Source organism: Noviherbaspirillum humi (genome assembly GCF_900188095.1).
In the GTDB taxonomy this organism is placed as follows: domain Bacteria; phylum Pseudomonadota; class Gammaproteobacteria; order Burkholderiales; family Burkholderiaceae_D; genus Noviherbaspirillum; species Noviherbaspirillum humi.
On the sequence record NZ_FZOT01000003.1, the window covers coordinates 122,635 to 141,393 of the forward strand.

General features: G+C 67.1%; 14 protein-coding genes and 1 pseudogene. 8 read left to right on the forward strand and 7 right to left on the reverse strand.

The features are described from left to right. Positions 1-265: 265 nt before the first annotated feature. Entirely contained in the window at positions 266-1,219 is a 954-nt protein-coding gene (locus CHB88_RS07040) for an aldo/keto reductase (protein ID WP_089398608.1), read from the reverse strand. Positions 1,220-1,466: 247 nt separating this feature from the next. Between CHB88_RS07040 and CHB88_RS07045 the strand changes: the two genes are divergently transcribed. The 3 genes from CHB88_RS07045 to CHB88_RS07055 are packed head-to-tail and all read left to right on the forward strand — an operon-like array spanning position 1,467 to position 7,301. Further along, the gene (locus tag CHB88_RS07045) at positions 1,467-4,631 is read left to right on the forward strand and encodes an efflux RND transporter permease subunit (RefSeq protein ID WP_089398609.1); all 3,165 of its coding nucleotides are present in this window, start codon (positions 1,467-1,469) and stop codon (positions 4,629-4,631) included. 19 nt (positions 4,632-4,650) lie between these two features. Next, positions 4,651-5,880 carry an efflux RND transporter periplasmic adaptor subunit gene (locus CHB88_RS07050; protein ID WP_089398610.1) on the forward strand — a complete coding sequence of 410 codons (1,230 nt, stop codon included), beginning with the start codon at positions 4,651-4,653 and terminating at the stop codon, positions 5,878-5,880. Then, positions 5,880-7,301, forward strand: a complete 1,422-nt coding sequence (locus CHB88_RS07055) for an efflux transporter outer membrane subunit (RefSeq protein ID WP_089398844.1) — start codon at positions 5,880-5,882, stop codon at positions 7,299-7,301. Before CHB88_RS07050 ends, CHB88_RS07055 begins: the two co-directional genes overlap by 1 nt. Before the next feature lie 17 nt (positions 7,302-7,318). Here the strand turns inward: CHB88_RS07055 and CHB88_RS07060 are convergent, their stop codons facing one another. Beyond that, on the reverse strand, positions 7,319-7,771 hold the full coding sequence (locus CHB88_RS07060; RefSeq protein ID WP_089398611.1) for a cupin domain-containing protein: 453 nt from the start codon (positions 7,769-7,771) through the stop codon (positions 7,319-7,321). A gap of 558 nt (positions 7,772-8,329) precedes the next feature. Between CHB88_RS07060 and CHB88_RS07065 the strand changes: the two genes are divergently transcribed. Beyond that, positions 8,330-8,917, forward strand: coding sequence for a hypothetical protein (locus tag CHB88_RS07065; RefSeq protein ID WP_089398845.1), 588 nt, complete (start codon positions 8,330-8,332; stop codon positions 8,915-8,917). A 55-nt stretch (positions 8,918-8,972) separates the two neighbouring features. Here CHB88_RS07065 and CHB88_RS07070 read toward each other — a convergent pair whose 3' ends face one another. Continuing rightward, entirely contained in the window at positions 8,973-11,864 is a 2,892-nt protein-coding gene (locus CHB88_RS07070) for a molybdopterin oxidoreductase family protein (RefSeq protein ID WP_089398612.1), read from the reverse strand. Positions 11,865-12,015: 151 nt separating this feature from the next. Continuing rightward, complete coding sequence (locus CHB88_RS07075) at positions 12,016-12,498, reverse strand: hypothetical protein (RefSeq protein WP_089398613.1); 483 nt, start codon at positions 12,496-12,498, stop codon at positions 12,016-12,018. A 340-nt stretch (positions 12,499-12,838) separates the two neighbouring features. On the opposite strand from CHB88_RS07075, the gene CHB88_RS07080 reads away from it, so the two are divergent. The 4 genes and pseudogenes from CHB88_RS07080 to CHB88_RS07090 all read left to right on the forward strand — a co-directional run bounded on the left by CHB88_RS07080 (position 12,839) and on the right by CHB88_RS07090 (position 15,941). After that, the gene (locus CHB88_RS07080) at positions 12,839-13,120 is read left to right on the forward strand and encodes a hypothetical protein (protein ID WP_245844799.1); all 282 of its coding nucleotides are present in this window, start codon (positions 12,839-12,841) and stop codon (positions 13,118-13,120) included. Between the two features lie 213 nt (positions 13,121-13,333). Then, positions 13,334-13,534 (forward strand): hypothetical protein, encoded by a 201-nt coding sequence (locus tag CHB88_RS25545; protein ID WP_245844841.1) that lies wholly within the window; start codon positions 13,334-13,336, stop codon positions 13,532-13,534. Beyond that, positions 13,462-13,716: pseudogene (locus tag CHB88_RS07085) on the forward strand (AI-2E family transporter); the annotation flags it as partial. The gene CHB88_RS25545 and the pseudogene CHB88_RS07085, both read left to right, overlap by 73 nt. A 335-nt stretch (positions 13,717-14,051) precedes the next feature. Continuing rightward, entirely contained in the window at positions 14,052-15,941 is a 1,890-nt protein-coding gene (locus CHB88_RS07090; RefSeq protein WP_089398615.1) for a right-handed parallel beta-helix repeat-containing protein, read from the forward strand. Positions 15,942-15,994: 53 nt separating this feature from the next. Here CHB88_RS07090 and CHB88_RS07095 read toward each other — a convergent pair whose 3' ends face one another. From CHB88_RS07095 to CHB88_RS07105, 3 genes are all read right to left on the reverse strand, one after another. Next, positions 15,995-16,537: a VOC family protein gene (locus CHB88_RS07095; RefSeq protein WP_089398616.1), complete on the reverse strand. Its 543-nt coding sequence runs from the start codon at positions 16,535-16,537 to the stop codon at positions 15,995-15,997. A 59-nt stretch (positions 16,538-16,596) separates the two neighbouring features. Beyond that, on the reverse strand, positions 16,597-17,637 hold the full coding sequence (locus tag CHB88_RS07100) for a CDP-6-deoxy-delta-3,4-glucoseen reductase (RefSeq protein ID WP_089398617.1): 1,041 nt from the start codon (positions 17,635-17,637) through the stop codon (positions 16,597-16,599). A 63-nt stretch (positions 17,638-17,700) separates the two neighbouring features. Beyond that, positions 17,701-18,759, reverse strand: a complete 1,059-nt coding sequence (locus CHB88_RS07105; RefSeq protein ID WP_245844800.1) for an ABC transporter substrate-binding protein — start codon at positions 18,757-18,759, stop codon at positions 17,701-17,703.

An 18,759-nucleotide genomic window follows, 5' to 3' on the forward strand; every position in this document is an offset into this window, starting at 1 on the left:
AAGGCCCTTGAAACGGAGCAACCGATGCGCGCGCCGGCAGCGGCGGGGCGACCCGTGCAAGGACTGCGCAGCGACCATCAGACCACCGGGCGGTTCGGCAGTGCATGATCCAGGTCAATCCCGGTTGAGGCCGGTCTGGCGGATTGGTCATGGCAGCCTGGGCGGCGGCATGCAGGCGCCGCTTCGCGCCGATTCGATTCGGCTTGTCCCGCTGCGTCGATCCTGGCTCGCAGCCTGCTCGACGCGGCCCGATCGATTCCGGCGTTCAATCCGCAACCGCTGACGCCTCGCCAAGCAGGTCCAGATCCTCCTGCGTCAGTTGCAGTCGCGCCGCCCCGATCAGCTGCTCCAGCTGCGCCACGCTGGTGGCGCTGGCGATCGGCGCGGTAATGGTCGGCTGGGCCATCAGCCAGGCCAGCGCCACCTGCGCCGGCGTGGCGTCGGCGCGCCGCCCGACTTCATCCAGCGCGGCCAGGATGCGCATGCCGCGCGCATCCAGGTATTTGGCGACGCCCTGTCCGCGCACGCTCTTGCCGAGGTCCTGCTGCGAGCGGTACTTGCCGGTCAGGAAGCCGCTGGCCAGGCTGTAATAGGGGATCACGCCGATTCCCTGCGCGGCGCAGACCGGCGCCAGCTTGGCCTCGAAGTCTGCCCGCTCGACCAGGTTGTAATGCGGCTGCAGGCTCTGGTAGGACGGGTGTCCGTCCCGGCGGCTGATATCGGCAGCCTGCCGCAGCCTTTCCGCCGTGTAGTTGGACGCGCCGATGACGCGCACCTTCCCCTGCGTCACCAGATCGGCAAATGCGCCCAGGGTGTCCTCGAGCGGCGTATCCGGGTCGTCGGCATGGGCCTGGTACAGGTCGATGTAATCGGTCTGCAGCCGGCGCAGCGACGCCTCCACCGCCTGCCGGATATAGTCCGGGCGCAATCCTTTCCTGCCCTCGCCCATGTCCATGCCGACCTTCGTTGCGATGATCACCCGGTGGCGCTTGCCGCCGCGCTTGAGCCACTTGCCGATGACGCTCTCCGACTCGCCGCCGGCATGCCCCGGCGCCCAGCGCGAGTAGACGTCGGCGGTATCGATCAGATCCATGCCGGCATCGACGAAGCGGTCCAGCAGGGAAAACGACGTCGCCTCGTCGGCGGTCCAGCCGAACACGTTGCCGCCGAAGGCGAGCGGCGCCACCTCGATGCCGGAATTTCCGATTTTGCGTTTCATGCCACACTCCTTTCAGGGTCGTTCGGCCTGGCGCACCCGGGCGCGCCAGGCGGAGTTAGAGCGGCAATCGCAGCCAAATATCCTGGCGACCGGGCGCGGGCCGGCCCGTCGGCGATTGGTTTCGAGACGGTGGCGCCAAGGCCCAGGCGGCCAAGTACAATGATCCTTCAGCCGAACCGGGTAAGCGCCCACTATTGCGTTTTTGCAATATATAATAAGCTTACTAATCATTCCCCCTGGCAATCCCATGGTCAAACTCGCGCTGCGCCGCCCGTACACGTTCATCGTGATGGCCATGCTGATCGTGCTGATGACGCCTTTTGCGCTTCGCAACATGGCGACCGACATCTTTCCGGAGATCGACATCCCGGTCATCAGCATCATCTGGAACTACAACGGCCTGTCGGCCCAGGAAATGGGACAGCGCATCGCCGGGCAATCGGAGCGCGGCCTGACCACCACGGTGAGCGACATCGAACACATCGAGTCGCAATCGCTGTCCGGCGTCACGGTGATCAAGGTCTTCTTCCAGCCCTCGGCCAACATCCAGACCGCGATCGCGCAGACGGTGGCGGCGATGCAGACCCAGGTGCGCCAGCTGCCGCCCGGCACCACGCCGCCGCTCATCATCAAGTACTCCGCCTCCAGCATCCCGGTGATCCAACTGGCCTTGTCCAGCCCCACCCTGCCGGAGCAGGCCGTGTTCGACGCGGCGGTGAACCAGCTGCGGCCGCAGCTCATCACGATTCCGGGCGTGGCGGTGCCCTTCCCCTACGGCGGCAAGATCCGGCTGGTGTCGGTCGACCTCGACACCCAGGCGCTGCAGGCGCGCGGCATGGCGCCGATCGACGTGGTGAATGCGGTCAATACCCAGAACCTGATCCTGCCCTCCGGCACCGCCAAGCTCGGCGAGACCGAGTACACCGTGCGCATGAACGGCTCGCCCGACGCCATCGCCGGCCTGAACGACCTGCCGGTGCGCACCAGCGCCGGCGTGACCACCTATGTCAAGGACGTGGCGCAGGTGCGCGACGGCTTCTCGCCGCAAACCAATATCGTGCGCCGCGACGGCGAGCGCGGCGTGCTGCTGTCGGTGCTGAAGAACGGCGGCGCCTCCACCCTCGACATCGTCGCCAACCTGCGCGCCATCCTGCCGGCCGCCGCCGGCCTGCTGCCGGCGGACGTGAAGATCACGCCGCTGTTCGACCAGTCGGTCTTCGTCGAGGCGGCGGTCAAGGGCGTGGTGACCGAAGCGGTGATCGCCGCCGCGCTGACGGCGGCCATGGTGCTGCTGTTCCTCGGGAACTGGCGCAGCACGCTGATCATCGCGCTCACCATCCCGCTTTCCATCCTGAGTTCCATCCTGATGCTCAAGGCGCTGGGCCAGACCCTGAACCTGATGACGCTCGGCGGCCTGGCGCTGTCGGTCGGCATTCTGGTGGACCAGGCCATCGTGACGATCGAGAACATCGAGCGCCACCTGCATGAAGGCGCGACGCTGGATGATGCCATCATCAACGGCGCCGGCGAGATCGGCGTCCCGGTGTTCGTCGCCACGCTCTGCATCTGCATCGTCTTCGTGCCGATGTTCTTCCTCTCCGGTGTGGCGCGCTTCCTGTTCGTGCCGCTGGCGGAGTCGGTGGTATTCGCGATGGCCGCCTCCTACTTCCTGTCGCGCACCCTGGTGCCGACGCTGGTGATGCTGTTCATGCGCGGCGTCCATGGACAGGAAGCCGGCGCGCCGTCTGCGCTGCAGCGGGTGTACCTGGCCTTCGACCGGCGCTTCGAGCAGGTGCGGGGCGCCTACACCGTGGTGCTCGGCGCCCTGCTCGCCCGGCGCCGCGCCTTCGCCGTCGGCTTCTCCCTGTTCTCGCTGCTGTCCTGCCTGCTCTATCCGCTGCTCGGCCAGGACTTCTTCCCCAGCGTCGACGGCGGCCAGATCCGGCTGCACATGCGCGCGCCCACCGGCACCCGCATCGAGGAAACCGCGCTGCTGGCCGACCGGGTGGAAGGCGCCATTCGCCAGCTGATTCCCGCGCACGAGCTCGACACCATCCTTGACAACCTCGGCGTGCCCAACAGCGGCATCAACCTTTCCTACAGCAACGCCGGCACCATCGGCACGCTGGACGGCGAGATCCTGATCTCGCTGCATGAATCGCACCGCCCCACCGCCGACCTGGTGACGCTGCTGCGCACCGAACTGCCGAAGCGCTTCCCCGGCGTGGAGTTCTTCTTCCAGCCGGCCGACATCATCACCCAGATCCTCAACTTCGGCCTGCCGGCCGCCATCGACGTGCAGTTCAGCGGCAACGACATCGCCAGCAACGCTGCGCTGGCGGCGGAGCTGGTGCAGGCGGTGCGCGGCATTCCCGGCGCGGTCGACGCCCACGTGCATCAGCGCCTGAACAGCCCGGCGATCGACCTGCGGGTCGACCGTTCGCGTTTGCAGCAGGTGGGCCTGAGCGCTGCCAACGTCGGCCAGAACCTGCTGATCGCGCTCTCCGGCAGCTCGCAGACGTCGCCCGCCTTCTGGCTCAATCCGCAGAACGGCGTGGTGTACAACGTCGCCATCCAGACGCCGCAGCACCAGATCGATTCGCTCGATGCGCTGCTCAACATCCCGGTGGCCACGGGCGGCGCGGCCGGCAGCGCGCCGCAGCTGCTCGGCAACCTCGCCACCGCCGCGCCGGCGCAGAGCCTGGCGGTGGTGTCGCGCTACAACCTGCTGCCGACGGTCGACGTCTACATCAGCGTGCAGGGCACCGACCTCGCCAGCGTGGCGCGCCAGGTGAACAAGCAGGTGGAGGCGCTGCGCGCCAAGCTGCCGCGCGGCAGCCAGATCGCCGTGCGCGGCCAAGTGGAGACCATGCAAGCCTCTTTCACCGGCCTGCTGGTCGGCCTGGCGATGGCCATCGTGCTGGTCTACCTGCTGATCGTCGTGAATTTCCAGTCCTGGATCGATGCCGCCATCGTCATCGCCGCGCTGCCGGCGGCGCTGGCCGGCATCGCCTGGATGCTGTTCATCACCGGCACCACGCTGAGCGTGCCGGCCCTCACCGGCGCCATCATGACCGTCGGCGTGGCCACCGCCAACAGCATCCTGCTGGTGGCCTTCGCCCGGGAGCGGCGGGCGCAGGGCATCGCGGTGGCGCGGGCGGCGCTGGAAGGCGGCGCGACCCGCATCCGGCCGGTGCTGATGACGGCGCTGGCGATGATCATCGGCATGATCCCGATGGCGCTCGGCCTGGGCGAGGGCGGCGAGCAGAACGCGCCGCTGGGCCGCGCGGTGATCGGCGGCCTGGTGTTTGCCACCATCTCGACGCTGCTGTTCGTGCCGGTGGTGTTCGCCGGCGTGCATGAACGCCTGGCGCGGCGGCGCCCCGCCAAACCGGCAATCCACCATGACTGATACCAAGAGAGAGCAAGCAATGACACCCGAGCAGCATGCAGGCAGCGAGGCGGCCTCAACGCCTGTCGACGAACCGACCCGGCGCCGCGTGCTGGCGCGCTCGAAGCTGGTGCTGATCATCGCCGGCGTCGCGCTCGCCCTCGGCGCCGGACGCACCGTGCTGAGCCGCATGGCGACGTCGCAGGAACTGCAGGAGCGCGCCGCCACCCAGGCGAAGCAGTATGTGAAAGTCACCCAGCCCAAGGCCGGGGCGGCGGGTCAGTCGCTGGTGCTGCCCGGCACGCTGCAAGGCCAGGTGCAGTCGCCGGTGGCGGCGCGCGCCAGCGGCTACCTGCGGCGCTGGACCCGGGACATCGGCAGCCAGGTGAAGAAGGGCGAACTGCTGGCGGAGATCGACACGCCGGAGATCGACCAGCAGCTGACCCAGGCCATCGCCGCGCGCGAGCAGACCGCGTCCAGCCTGGCGCTGGCCAAGAGCACGGTGGAGCGCTGGGAGGCGCTGCGCAAGAAGGACGCGGTATCGCAGCAGGACCTGGACGAGCGGCGCAGCGCCTTCGCCCAGGCCAGGGCCAACCTCGCCGCCGCCGACGCCAACGTCGAGCGCCTGCGCCAGCTGGAAAGCTTCAAGCGCATCGTCGCGCCCTTCGCCGGCGTCATCACCCGCCGCAACGTCGATGTCGGCGACCTCATCGATGCCGGCGGCGGCAGCGGCCGCAGCCTGTTCGTGCTGACCCAGACCGACCCCCTGCGCATCTACATCAACGTGCCGCAGTCGTATGCGCAGATGATCAAGCCCGGCCAGGCGGTGACGGTGACGCAGCCGGAACTGCCCGGCCAGACCTTCCGCGGCGAAGTGGCGCGCACCGCCGGCGCCATCGATGCCGCCAGCCGCACGCTGCAGATCGAAGTTTCCCTGCCCAACCGGGACAATGTGCTGCTGCCGGGTGCCTACGTGCAGGTGGCGCTGCCGCTGCAGGCCGGCGCCTCGCTCACCGTGTCCACCAATGCGCTGCTGTTCCGCAGCGCGGGGCCGCAGGTGGCGGTGGTCAATTTCTCCGGCCGGGTACACCTGCGCGCGGTTCGACTCGGCCGCAACTTCGGCCAGTCGGTGGAAATCCTCGAAGGCGTGAATGCCGGCGACCGCCTGGTGCTCAACCCCTCCGATGCGCTGCGCGATGGCGACGCGGTGGAAATCGCCGCCGACGCGCCGGCCGGCAACGCCAGCGGCAACCCGAAGGCCGCCTCATGATGCGGGTGCGGTTGGATTGGCGGCGCCCTGCCGCATTGGCGCTGGCGTCGGCGGCGCTGGCCGGATGCGCCGCCGGCCCCGACTACCGCAAGCCTGACGTGAGCATGCCGGCCGCCTGGAAGACCGAGGCGCCGTGGAAGCCGGCCGATCCGAGCGACGCCGCGCCCAAGGGCGAATGGTGGAGCCGCTTCGGCGATCCGCAGCTCGATGCCCTGCAGCGCAAGGCGCTGGCCGACAGCCCGACCCTCGCCGTGGCCAGCGCGCGGCTGGCGCAGGCCCGCTCCGCCCTGGCCGCCGCCTCCGCCAGCCTGCTGCCGCAAGTGACGCTCAATTCCCGCGACGCGCGCCAGCGCATCGCCGCCAACCGGCCGCTCAACAACTACAATGCGCCCAACTTCTCGACGGTGCAGAACGACTTCGTCCTCTCCGCAGGGGCGAGCTATGAACTGGACCTGTTCGGCCGGGTGCAGCGCGCGGTGGAAGGCGCCCAGGCGTCAGCCGAGCAGGTGCAAGCCGACTTCGAGAACGTGCGCCTGCTGCTGGGCGCCGATCTCGCTGCCGCCTATGTCAACCTGCGCACCGCCGATGCCGAGATCGACATCGTCAGCCGCTCGCTGGCGCTGCAACGGCGGGTGCTCGACCTTGCCACGTCACGCCACGACCTCGGCGCGACATCCGGACTGGACATGGCGCAGCAGCAGGCGCTGGTCGATGCGACGCTGACCCAGCTGGAGCTGCTCGGCCGGCAGCGGGCGCAGTTCGAGAATGCGATCGCCACCCTCACCGGCACGCCGGCGCCCTCGTTCTCCCTGCCGGCGGCGGCAGGCGCGCTGCGTCCGCCCGAGGTGCCCATCGGCATCCCTTCCGACATCCTGGAACGGCGCCCGGACGTGGCCGCCGCCGAACGGGCGATGGCGGTGGCCAATGCCCAGATCGGCCTTGCCAGCGCCGCGTATTACCCGAGCGTCATCCTGTCCGCCAACTACGGCGACGAATCGCGGGTGCTGTCTCAGCTCTTCAGCACGCCCAGCCTGATCTGGTCGGTCGGCGCCACGCTGACGCAAACGCTGTTCGACGGCGGCCGCATCCGCGCCAACGTCAGCAGCGCCCGCGCCGCGCATGAAGCCGCTGCCGCCACCTATCGCCGCGTGGTGCTGTCAGCGATGCAGGAAGCCCAGGACGGCATCACCGGCATGGCGAAGCTGGAGAAGGCGCATGCCCAGGCGCTCAAGGCGGCGGAAAGCGCCTCCCGGGTGCTGGACCTGGCGCTGACGCGCTATGAAGGCGGCGTGGCGACTGCCCTTGACGTCATCACGGCGCAGCAGTCGCTGCTCAATGCCGAGCGGCAGGCGGCACAGGTGCTGGGCCAGCGGCTGCTTGCCTCGGTCGGCACGATCCGGGCGCTGGGCGGCGGCTGGTAGCACCGCGCCGCCATCGATCAGGCATTGGCCATCGGCACCGTCACCCCGCACCTCATCGCCACATCGATCACCTTTGGCACGTCGAGCGGGCCGGCGGGGATTTCGCTGTCGATGGTGGTGAACAGGTAGGCCGCCTGGCCATTCGCGCTGGTGACGGAAATCATTTCGCCGCCGCCTGCGCCGAAGTGGAAGCCGTGGACCGTCCCGGCGGGCAGGTGAACCAGCGTGCCGGGGCCGGCGACGACGGTCTTGTCGTCGTAGCTGATCTCGACATTACCCTTGGTCACGTAGAACGACTCATCCCAATCATGGAAGTGCGGCGGCGGGCCGCTGCCCTCCTCGCCGCGCTGCAGGAAAATCTCGTAGCCGCGCGTGGCCGCGTTCGGCGCCAGCACGGTGATTTGTTCGCCGACCACGTTCAGCGGGCGGGGATAAGCGTCGGGTTCGACGACGAATGCCTGGGGTTTCATGGCGTGATGTCTCCTCTGGTTTCCAAGCGGCAGGTGAAGTTCAAGGATGAGCGCTTGCAGCATCCAGCATAGCGGCCAAGCGGCGGCAATCAAGCCAAAGACGCAGGCCGGCGGAGCCTTGTCATGGCGTGATCAGGTGGAAAGCCGGAACGGCGGCGCGATGGAGACGGTAGGCAACGATAAATCAGGCGGGGCCCGAGCTATTTGTACCAGAGCACGGCGCCGCCGTCGGCGCGCTGGCTTTCTGAAGGAAGGCGATCTTGCATAGATTACGGCTTTCTCGGGCTGATGAGGGTCGTGGGTGGCCAGGAAGCCGCGGCATCATGCTGTCGCGTGGCGGCTTGTTCGGTTCATCCTCGTGCATGATGCCCGATTCCCGCATTTGATGACCGGGCAGCGCCTTGGCTTTTTCGTATTGAACCTTGCCGGACCGGCAATGAAGGAAAGACGGCGCGTGAACATCTGGTTACACGGCTTACACATCGCCTGTCTTCGCGCCGCCTGCCCGAGCGTTAATCCGGCATGGGCGCCGTCGCCCGCTTTCCTGAAAGGACCATCATGAAACTTGCCAAGCTGCTTCCGATTGCCCTTGCCGCCGCTTTAGCCGCTCCCGCCTTCGCGCAGAACGCCGGCGACATCGTCCAGCGCGACGTCAACCAGCAGAAGCGCATCGAAGCGGGCCTGCAGTCCGGCGCGCTCACCACCCGCGAGGTATCGAAGCTGGAGCGTGAAGAAGCGCGCATCGACCGCGCCGAAGCGAATGCGCTCAGGGACGGCAAGCTGAACGCGCAGGAACGCAGCCGCATCACCCGCATGGAGAACCGGGCCAGCCGCGACATCGCTGCGGAAAGCCATGACAATCAGACAGGCAATCCGAATTCCGCATCGAGCCGCCGCATGCAGGCCGACGTGGCGCGCAACATCCGCCAGGAGACGCGCATCGAGAACGGCATCAAGGATGGTTCGCTGACCAATCGCGAAGCAGGAAGGCTGGAGCGAGGCGAGTCACGCATCGACGCGCGCGAAGCCGTGGCCGGCCGCGACAACCATGTCGGCGCCCGCGAGCAGCGACGCATCCAGCGCGCGGAGAACCGCGAATCGCAGCGCATCCGCCACGAGCGGCACGACCGCCAGCATCGCGGCTGATCACGCTGAAAGTCGGCAGGCGGCGACGCTAAAAAATCGCGTCGCCAGCCGCCTATCAGGACGGCACCACCAGCGTCTGCGGCGCCGCCTGCCGGATGCGGGTCCGCAGCCAGGTAGCCTGGCGGCTGTTCTTCTCCCGTATCGACGTGATCGCTTCCTCGAAGGCCTTGTCATGCAAGGAGCGCGCCGCCTGTTCCAGCGCATCCAGCGAAATCAGGCTTTCATTCACCATCAGCCAGAGATCGTGCAGGTCGCGCAGCATGTCGAAGCCGCCCTGACTGCGCTGCACCAGCAGGGCCTGGTCCAGCCGCTCCGGCTCGCCTTCGCGCCGTTCGCCGTAGCGGGCGACGAAGGGATCGAGCGCCTGTGCCGACTCCTGCGACCAGGAGGCGAACAGCGCGCACAGCGGGCCGATGTCCGGTTCGTCGGGGTGGGTGGCGCGCGCCTGTTCGAAACCCTTGACCAGCCGCCGTTCGCTTTCCTGCAGCAGGCCGATGTAGTCGGCCACATGGGCCCGCTTCGGCTTGACTTCGGCCACGCCCCTGGCCAGCGCTTCCTTGATCTCCGCCGTCGCTTCCGCGAGGCCGCTCCGGGCCGGCTCGCCCAGCGGGTTCAGGCTGACTTCCTGCGGCTGCGCCACGCTCGGCGCATCGATGCGCTCCACCTTCACCGCCGCGTACTTGTAGTGCGGCTGCTTGCTGACCGGGTCCCATTCGTAGAGCGTGATTTCATTGGCGGCGCGCGCATGGCCGGGGCTGTCCCAGTAACCGTAATGGAAGGGCATGAACACCTCGCCCGGCGGGATGTCGCCGATGCGCGCCCTTGCCTCCACCCGCCCCCGGCGCGAGGTGATCCGTACCCAGTCGTCGTCCTGGATGCCGAGCCGCTGCGCGTCCTCGAGCGAAATTTGCAGGAAGTCGTCGGGCGCCGCCTGGGCCAGCGCCGCCGCGCGGCCGGTCTTGGTGCGGGTGTGGAAGTGATAGACCAGCCGCCCCGTGGTGAGGAAGAACGGATACGCGTCATCGGCCGTCTCCACCGGCGGCTTGTAGTGGGCCGCCTTGAGTATGGCCCGGCCGGCGGGATTCATCGCGCGGTACGCCTGCTCCGATACCATGCCGCCGGTGGTGAGGTCGTGGCCGTAGCTTTCGCACACGTCCGGATCGGTGGGGAACACCAGCGACTGGTAGGGATAGTGGTTGCCCTCGGGATGCGCCTCGTTGCAGGGCCAGCAGATGCCGGAACCCCGGCTCAGCTTGGCATAGCTGAGGCCGGTGTAATCGCAGGGCCGCCCTCGGGTGCACGCCTTCCAGGCTTCGAATGCCTGTTCCGGCGTGGTCCACGGAATCAGCGGCTGGCCATCCTTGTCGCGCAGATCCATGCGGCGGGCGAAGTCGAGGAAGATGTCGAGATCGGAGCGCGCCTGCCCCGGCGGCTCCACTGCCTTGTGGCTGATGTGCACGGTGCGGTCGACGTTGGTGAAGCAGCCGGTCTTCTCGCCCCAGAGCGCGGTCGGCAGCACCACGTCGGCGAGTTCCGCCGTCTCGGTCATGAAGGCATCCTGCACCACGACGAACAGTTCCGGCTGGCGCAGGATTTTTCTCACCCGGTCGAGGTTGGGCAGCGACACGGCGGGATTGGTCGCCTGTATCCACAGGAAGCGGATCGACCCGGTCTCGCAATAGCGGAAGATCTGCAATGAATGCGTCGGCGGCGTCCAGTGCGGGATGATGGCCGGGTCGACGTTCCACAGGCGCGCCAGTTCCTGGATGTGCTCGATGTTGTCCCAGTTGCGGAAGGCCGGCAGGTCGCCGTCGGCGCCGGCCTCGCGGGTGTTCTGCGAGGTGGGCTGGCCGTTCATCTGCAGGATGCCGCAGCCCGGTCTTCCGATGCGGCCGAGCACGAGATTGATGTTGTTGACCTGGACCGCGGCGGCGGTCGCCTGGTTCGACTGATAGACGCCCTGCAGGCAGGTCGACAGCAGCTTCCCGGACGAGCCGATCATCTCCGCCGCCCGCATCAGGTCGGCGGCCGGCACGCCGGAGATGCGCGCCACCGCCTCGGGCGGATACTCGGCCACCACCTGCTTCAGCCGGGCGAAGCCGATGGTATGGCGTTCCAGGAATTCGGTGTCGGCGTAGCCGCGGGCGATCAGCAGATGCAGCAGGCCGTTCAGCACCGCCACGTTGGTGCCGAGCCGCGGCGCGAGATGCAGGTCCGCTTCCCTCGCGGTCATGGTGGCGCGCGGGTCGATGACGATCAGCTTCGGCGGCTGCGGCCCGCGCCGCCTGTCCAGCACCCGCGTCCAGAGCACGGTGTCGGTGGCCGACATGTTGTGTCCGGTCATGAGGATGCAGTCGGTGGCATCGATGTCGAAGTAGGTGCCGGGCTGGCCGTCGCTGCCGAAGGTTTCCTTCAGCGCCGCGGCTGCCGTCGCCGTGCACAGGCGGGTATTGCCATCCATGTGCGGCGTGCCGAGCCCTGCCTTGCCAATGACGCCGAGGGTGTAGTACTCCTCCAGGAACAGCTGGCCCGAGGTGTAGAAGCCGAGGGCGCCGGCGGAGTATTTCTCCTTTGCCTCCCGGGCCTTCTGCACGATGAGCGCCATGGCATCGTCCCAGGTGGCTGGCTGCAGCCGCCCGCCTTGCCGGATCAGCGGCGTCAGCAGGCGGTCGGCGCTGTTGTTCGCTTCCCAGCCATGCAAGCCCTTCGGCCCGAGCCGGCCGCGGTTGACCACGTCCTCGGCGCGGCCGCGCACGCCGACGATGCGCCCGTCCTTCACGCCGATGTCGCAGCCGCAGCCGTTCGAGCACAGCACGCAGGCCGACTGCACCCACTGCTGCGGCTCTTCGACGGTGCGCTGGTCCACCCTGACCGGCCAGGCCGAGTCGGGGCCATAGGGCGTGCGGTCGCCCCAGATGTCGGCGATGCTGTCGCGCGTGGTGGTCATGGATGATGGTCTCCGTTCGAGGGCTGCGGTGGGACTTGATTTCACAGAGCCGGATGCGGCGGATTCGTTCCCCGTTGCAGGGAGGTTCGATGGCGGATCATCGGCCGATGCGCGAGGCCATGACGGCATTCCTGCGAAGATGGCCGCCATCTCAGCGCGCGAAACCGATGCGCCTCCGTCTCACCAGGAAGACGATAACGGCCGCCGACAAGGCGAAGGACGCCAGCCATGACATGTGGAAGACATGAAAGACGCCTGCCAGCATCAGGGGCAGCGACAGCACATAGGCGATGACGCCGGCCGCCGTGGCGATGGCCAAGCCGAGGCGGAGCAGGGAAAGCGCCGGAAGGCGCAACTGCCTTGCGGATGGCGATGGAGAAGGCGCGGCGCCCGGTTCGCGCAGCGGCATCGCCAGGATCAGCATCGCCAGCGAAGCGCGCCGATAGCCGAGCAGCAGCAGGAAGGCACACACGGCAACGGCGCCCCATGTCCAGCGCAAACCCATCGCATGAAGCGCGGCGACCAGAACGCCGCCGATCGATACCACATACAGCAGCGCCAGGAATTTGGCGAACACGGAAAAGAGCAGGCGGCAGAACATGCGCTGCTGCGACACCGGCTGTTTCAGCTCCATGGATACCCCGTATCGACAATGTCTGAAATGAGGGTTTCATGGTGCATCCCCCTTCTGACAATCGTCTGACAACCAGCCTCGCGCCGATTGCTGCCGGTCAAAAAACACGCTGCTGCAGCACCGCGCTTTCATCAAGGAGGCAATGTCGATGTGCCGAGCCTGCCTGACAAAACTCTGACGCGATTGAGCCACGCCATGGTTTCTGCTGGCGCCGCAAACCAGCGCCGCCATCGGGCATCACACCGGCAACGCATTCGAGATGCGGACCCGTCGACCATCAGAGTGCGCCCGTACCAAGTTTTGCATCATCTTCAACGTCAACCCACCCGAGAGATCCATCATGAACAGAAAACTTTTCGCATTGCCGTTGCTGCTTGGCCTCGCCTTCTTCAATACCGCCGCTCATGCCAAGGGCTGCATCAAGGGCGCCGCCGTGGGCGGGGCGGCCGGACATGTGGCCGGAGGCCATGGCAAGGCGGGTGCCGCAGCCGGCTGCGTGGTCGGCCATCACAAGGCGGAGAAGAAGGATAAGCAGGCCGCCAGCCAGACGACCTCGAACAACGCCAATGCGGGCAACGCCGGGAATGCCGACGCCGGCGGCGACAAAGCCCCGGCCAAGTAACGCTCCGGAATGCGCTTCAGCCAGCCGCCCCGCATCCTCGTTCGGGGCGGCGAGCCCGGACGGCGGCCCTGATCCATGCAAGCCAGCAGATCCCGCCACGCCCACCTGAGCCTGCTCTTTTCCCTGCTGGTCGTGGCGGCCGCCGCGCTGGTGCTGCAGCGGTTCGCCATCCCGCTGGCCTGAGCAGGCATCTTCTGCATCGCCACCTGGCCGTTGCATGAATGGCCGCTCGGCCGGCTGGGCGGCAAGCCGGTCGCGGCGGCCCTGCTGCTGACCATCGTCATGGGCCTGGTGCTGGCGGTGCCCGCCTTCGTCAGACTGGAGCAGGCGATCAGGCCGGCGCCGCCGTTGCCGTCGTCGTCTGGGGGACCGTCGTGCTGTTCGCAGCCGATCACTTCGTCCGCCCCAACCTGATCGGCAACGCCACCCGCCTGCCCTTCCTCGCGGTCCTGTTCGGCATCCTGGGCGGCGTGGAAACCTTCGGCCTCGTCAGGCTCTTCATCGGCCCGGCCATCATGGCGCTGGCGATCACGCTCTGGCGCGAAGCCTCCTCCGCCGGGACGCCAGGCACGGGCGAAAACACGCCCATGCAGTGAACCGCGGCTTTACCGGCTTGCCAACGGCAACCCGTTCGTCGGGGCCGCCACCAACTTCCCTCAGCTTCCTGGCAACGCGCCGGCCTTGGCGCGCCGGCGCTGCGTAGTCCCTTCTTCTGCGCTCTTCTTCCCGTGAAACGACGCCAAACTGATGTGGGACGACACCGTTTCGGTGGAAAAGTTCAAACCGATAAACACTGAAAAACCCTGTCTTTTCAATGGCTTGAAACAAGCCATTGTTGCCGGAAAGGATATTGCTACGGAGAAATGAGGCTGTTGTAATCGTCAGTTCGTTAAACAAGCCGCCCGGTCACCGTGCCGGGGAACAGACTGTTATGAAAACCTCCCTGCGTTCCGGCAGCTCCTGCCTGTCACTCACTCCCGTTACGTCGACCCGCCTCAAGCTGCCGGCCGCGATCGCGCTCGGTTCGCTGCTCGCGCTTTCCCTGTCCGGTTGCGGCGGCGGCGGTGGCGAGTCCACCATGCTGGCCGGCGGCGCTTCCTCCAGCGTCAACGCAGGGAGCACCATCAACGCCGTCAACGATGCCGGCACCGGCGTCGGCGCCGGTTCGGCGCAACCCGCCTCGAGCAATGCCAGCCCGGCCGCGGCCGCCCAACCGGCGGCGGTGGCGCCAGTTGCAGCCGTTCCGGCGACCACGCTGGCAGCCCTGTCCGTGCCCGTGAACGTGGCCAACGATTCCACCGTGCTGCTGGAATGCGGGCGGGGATACGAAGGCACGCTGAACCTCGCCGGCAAATCCAACGTGACGGTCAAGACCAACGGCAGCTGCGGCATGGCCACCCTCACCGCCGGCCAGAACGTGACCGGCTGGCGCCAGGAATCCGGCAATGTGTATTCGGCGGCGGTCTCCTTCGCGCCGGACCAGGTCATCGTCGACGGCAGCCCGGTCTCGCTGGCGCACTGGCCGAACAGCGCCGCCGCGCTCGCCACGCCGACCGGCACCAGCGCCTCGACCATCCGCGCCAACCTGCCGAATGGCGACCTGGTGGGCGCCAACGTGGTGTACCGCTCCACCAACTGGTCCTATGATTCGCGCCCGATCACCGGCTACGCCAGCGGCACCATGACCGTCGGCGCCAGGCCGAGCGATTCCTTCGACGGCTACGATCCTTCCGGCACCGGCAGCTTCTATGTCGAAGGCAAGCTATGGATGCTGGATACGGCCGGCGAATGGGCCTACAGCAACGGCCGCCTCTACCTGTGGGCGCCGGATGGACAATCGCCGGAAGGCCGGGTGTATGCCTCGGCGGCGAAGCATGCAATCGAGGCCAGCAACTCGAGCGGCATCACCATCGACGGCGTGAAGATCTACGGCGTGGCGACGGCGGTCAACGCGCCGGGCGCGACCAGGCTGTCGATGCTGAACAGCCAGGTCGTCAACGCCAGCGACAACGGCATCGCCAATGCCGGCGGCAGCGGCCTCACCGTGAACGCGACGCTGTTCCAGAACATCCGCCACGACGCCATCGGCATCAACTGGGGCGGCGGCGGCGAGAGCATCCAGAATTCCCGCTTCGAGAACATCGGCACCGTCGGCATGCCGACCAACTCGCGCGCTGCGGTCAACATCACCGACGGCGTCGGCTCCAAGGTAATCAACAACACCGTGGTGAATGCCGGCTACAACGCCCTGTGGGTGTTCCGCGGCGCCACCGTGGCGAACAACACCGTGGACGGCGCCTGCCGCGTGCTCTCGGACTGCGGCGGCATCTACATGATGGGTCGCGACCAGCAGCCGCTGAACACCGTGGTCTCGAACAATGTGGTGAAGAACGTCGGCCAGGGCCAGCAATGGGCATGGGCGATCTACCTGGACGACTCCTCCAACAGCGTCACGGTGTCCGGCAACACCATCACGGACAACGCCGCCGGCATGCAGATCCATAACGGCTTCAACAACGTCATCTCGGGCAACACCTTCGCCCGCAATGCGCAGAACCACATCTTCATGAACGAAAACCCGGGCTACGCCATCCGCGGCATCCAGGTCACCGGCAACAGCTTCAGCATGGCCACCGGGCAGGCGTACCAGCTGGGCGCCGACGGCAACAATCCGGCGACCGCCTTCGGCAGCTATTCGAAGAACAGCTATGTGAGTTCGGTGGCCAGCTTCGCCGATCTCGGCTGGGGCAATTCGGTGACCTGGGCGCAATGGCGCTCGCAGACCGGCCAGGACGGCGATTCCACCTTCCGCGCGCAGTAAGCGCCGCCGCCGGCGCGTCGCCCACGCGCCGCGCCGGGCCTATCCGTTCCGTATCAATCGGCCTTGCCGAATATCTTCAATTCGGCAAGGCTTTCCGCATCTCCCTTCTCCTCGTCGGAGAAGCGGTCGCCGAAATCGAAGAAGTCGTCATGCTGGAAGCCGTTGGGATAATGCTGGATCTCCCACCAGTTGTGGTCCAGGTCTTCCAGGTAGAAGGAATACACGCTGTGCTGCTCCTGGATCGGCAGCACCTGGCGGATCTTGTACTTGTCCTGATACTTGAGCGCGTTGGCATGCGCCTTGTCCACCTCCTCGCGCGACTTCACGTCCAGCCCCCAGTGGTTCAGCACGTTCACCGGATGCACCGCATCGCCGACTTCCACGCACACGATGTGGAAGCGCATGCCGAGCCGCACCGCCATCGCCGGCTTGCCATGGCGGCGGCATTCCAGCCCGAGAAACTCTTCATAGAAGCGGCGCGACTCCTTCAGGCTGAAGCACTCCAGCGTGCCATGCCCCAGGCAGAACGGCTGGACGACGGATTGCCGCTCGGGCAGCGGCGCGGTGTAGTCGGTGGGAATGAATTCGATTTCCATGGCTGTCTCCTCGTTGCAGTGTGTGATGCGCCGCGATGCGACGGCGCGTATTCATGGGCTCAGGCGCTTTGCTTGTCCGCCTCGGTGAGGAAGGAGTCGGCGAAGAACTCTTCCTCCGGCAATCCGCAGGAGGCGGAGAAATCCCGCCGCGCGGAGGAAATCACGATGGGCGCGCCGCAGGCATAGACCTGATGCCCAGACATGTCCGGAAAGTCATCCATCACCGCCCGGTGCACGAAGCCGCGCCGCCCTTCCCAGGCGCAGGCCGGCGTGGCGTCGCTCAGCACCGGCACGAACCTGATGTTGTCGTGCTGCGCCGCCCAGCCCTGCGCCATGTCCATCATGTAGAGATCGGCCCGGGTGCGGCCGCCCCAGTACAGCGTGATCGGCCGGCGGTTGCCGCGGGCGATGGCGTACTCGATGATGGACTTGATCGGCGCGAAGCCGGTGCCGGAGGCCAGCATGATCATCGGCTTGTCGCTTTGCTCGCGCCAATAGAAGGAGCCGAGCGGAATCTCCAGCTGCAGGAGCTCGCGCGCCTTCATCGATTCCAGCATCGTGCCGAAGCGGCCGCCCGGCAGCAGCCGTATATGCAGCTCCACCTGGCGCACGCCTTCGCTCGACGGCAGGTTGGCGATGGAGTAGCTGCGCCGGCTGCCATCCTTGAGCAGCACGTCGAGATACTGGCCGGCGCGGAACATCACCGGCTCGTTCGCCGGCAGGCCGAGCACCACCAGCATCACGTCGGGCGCCACCCGCTCCAGCTTCAGCACGCGCGAGGGCATGCGGTGCAGCGGCATGGCATCGGCCGGATCGATTTCCGCCACCTCGATCTCGCAGTCGCTCAGCGGCGAAGCGCGGCAGATGAGGGCCTTGCCCAGCTCCCTGTCCGCCTCCGACAGGTACTTCGGATGCACGTCGCCTATATCCACCCGTCCGCTCACCACCGTCGCCCGGCAGGTGTTGCACATGCCGGAGCGGCAGCTGTAGGGCAGGAAGAAGCCCGCCGCCAGTCCGGCCTTGAGTATCGATTCCCCCGGGGCGCACGGAAAGCGGTGCCCGCTCGGTGCCAGGGTGATTTCAAAATTTGTCGCAGTCATCGCCAATCCACCATCGCTTTCAAAAGCCCCGGCCGGTCGCCGGCCTTGTCTCGGTCCATCGCGCTACCGGGTGCTCGCCGGCCGCATCGCCGCCTCGTAGTAGCGTCCATCGTAGTAACGGGAGGGCTCGCCCAGCTGCTTGCGCGGCTCGCCCCATTTTTCCCTCAGCTTCAGCACCTGCTGGAAGCCCTGTGGGTCGAAGGCGGCGCGGCGCTGCATGCCGGTGGCCGGATCGAGCAGGATGCGGTAGGAGGTTTCCGCCATCTGCGGCGTCGCGTTCTGCATATTCTTCGCGAAGATTTGCAGCGCCTCGGCCTTGTTGGCCGGATCGTAGAGCCATTCGACTGCGCTGGCGTAAGCATGGATGAAGCCCTGCAAACTCTCCCGGTTCTGCTCGGCCCAGGACTGGCGCACGCCGGCCACCAATCCCTGGTAGGCGCCGAGGCTTTCCGAGGCGGTGGCCAGCACGTTGTAGCCCTTGGCCTGGGCCTGCACCTCGAACGGCGAAATCAGCATGGTGGCTGCCTGCCTGCCCTCCATCAGCGCCTGAAAGCGCTGCAGCACGCCGCCGGCGCGCTCGACGCTGTAGTCGGGCTCCTTCAGCCCGGCGCGCTCCAGCAGCTCGAACAGCACCAGCGCATAGCCGGTGTTGCGGGCATCGACCGACACCGTCTTGCCCTTCAGATCCTCGATGCGCTTGATCTCCGGCGCGCCCACCAGCTTGAGGAAGCCGCGGTCGGCGCCCATCACCGCCACCAGGTCCGGCCCGGTCTTCGGCGCTTCGCCTTGCCCTTCGCGATAGGCCACGAGGTTGTCGACCGCCGTCATCGCGATGTCGAACTTGCCGTCGATCAGGCCGGTGAGCTGGAACACGGAACTCGGCGTCGGCGTGACATTCACCTTCACCTTGTCGGCGGCGAACAAGCCCTTGTCCTGCGCCACCCAGATCGGCCAGTTGAAGCCGCCCGGGAAGACGATGACTTCCAGCGGCTTGTCGTCGGCGGCATGAGCGCAGCCGATCGCAAGGGCGGTGAGGAACAGCGTCAGAACCCGCGTCAGGCGCATGATGGTCGTCTCCGTGATGTCGTGGTTATCGGCGGCATGGCTGCCGCCGGCCTTCAT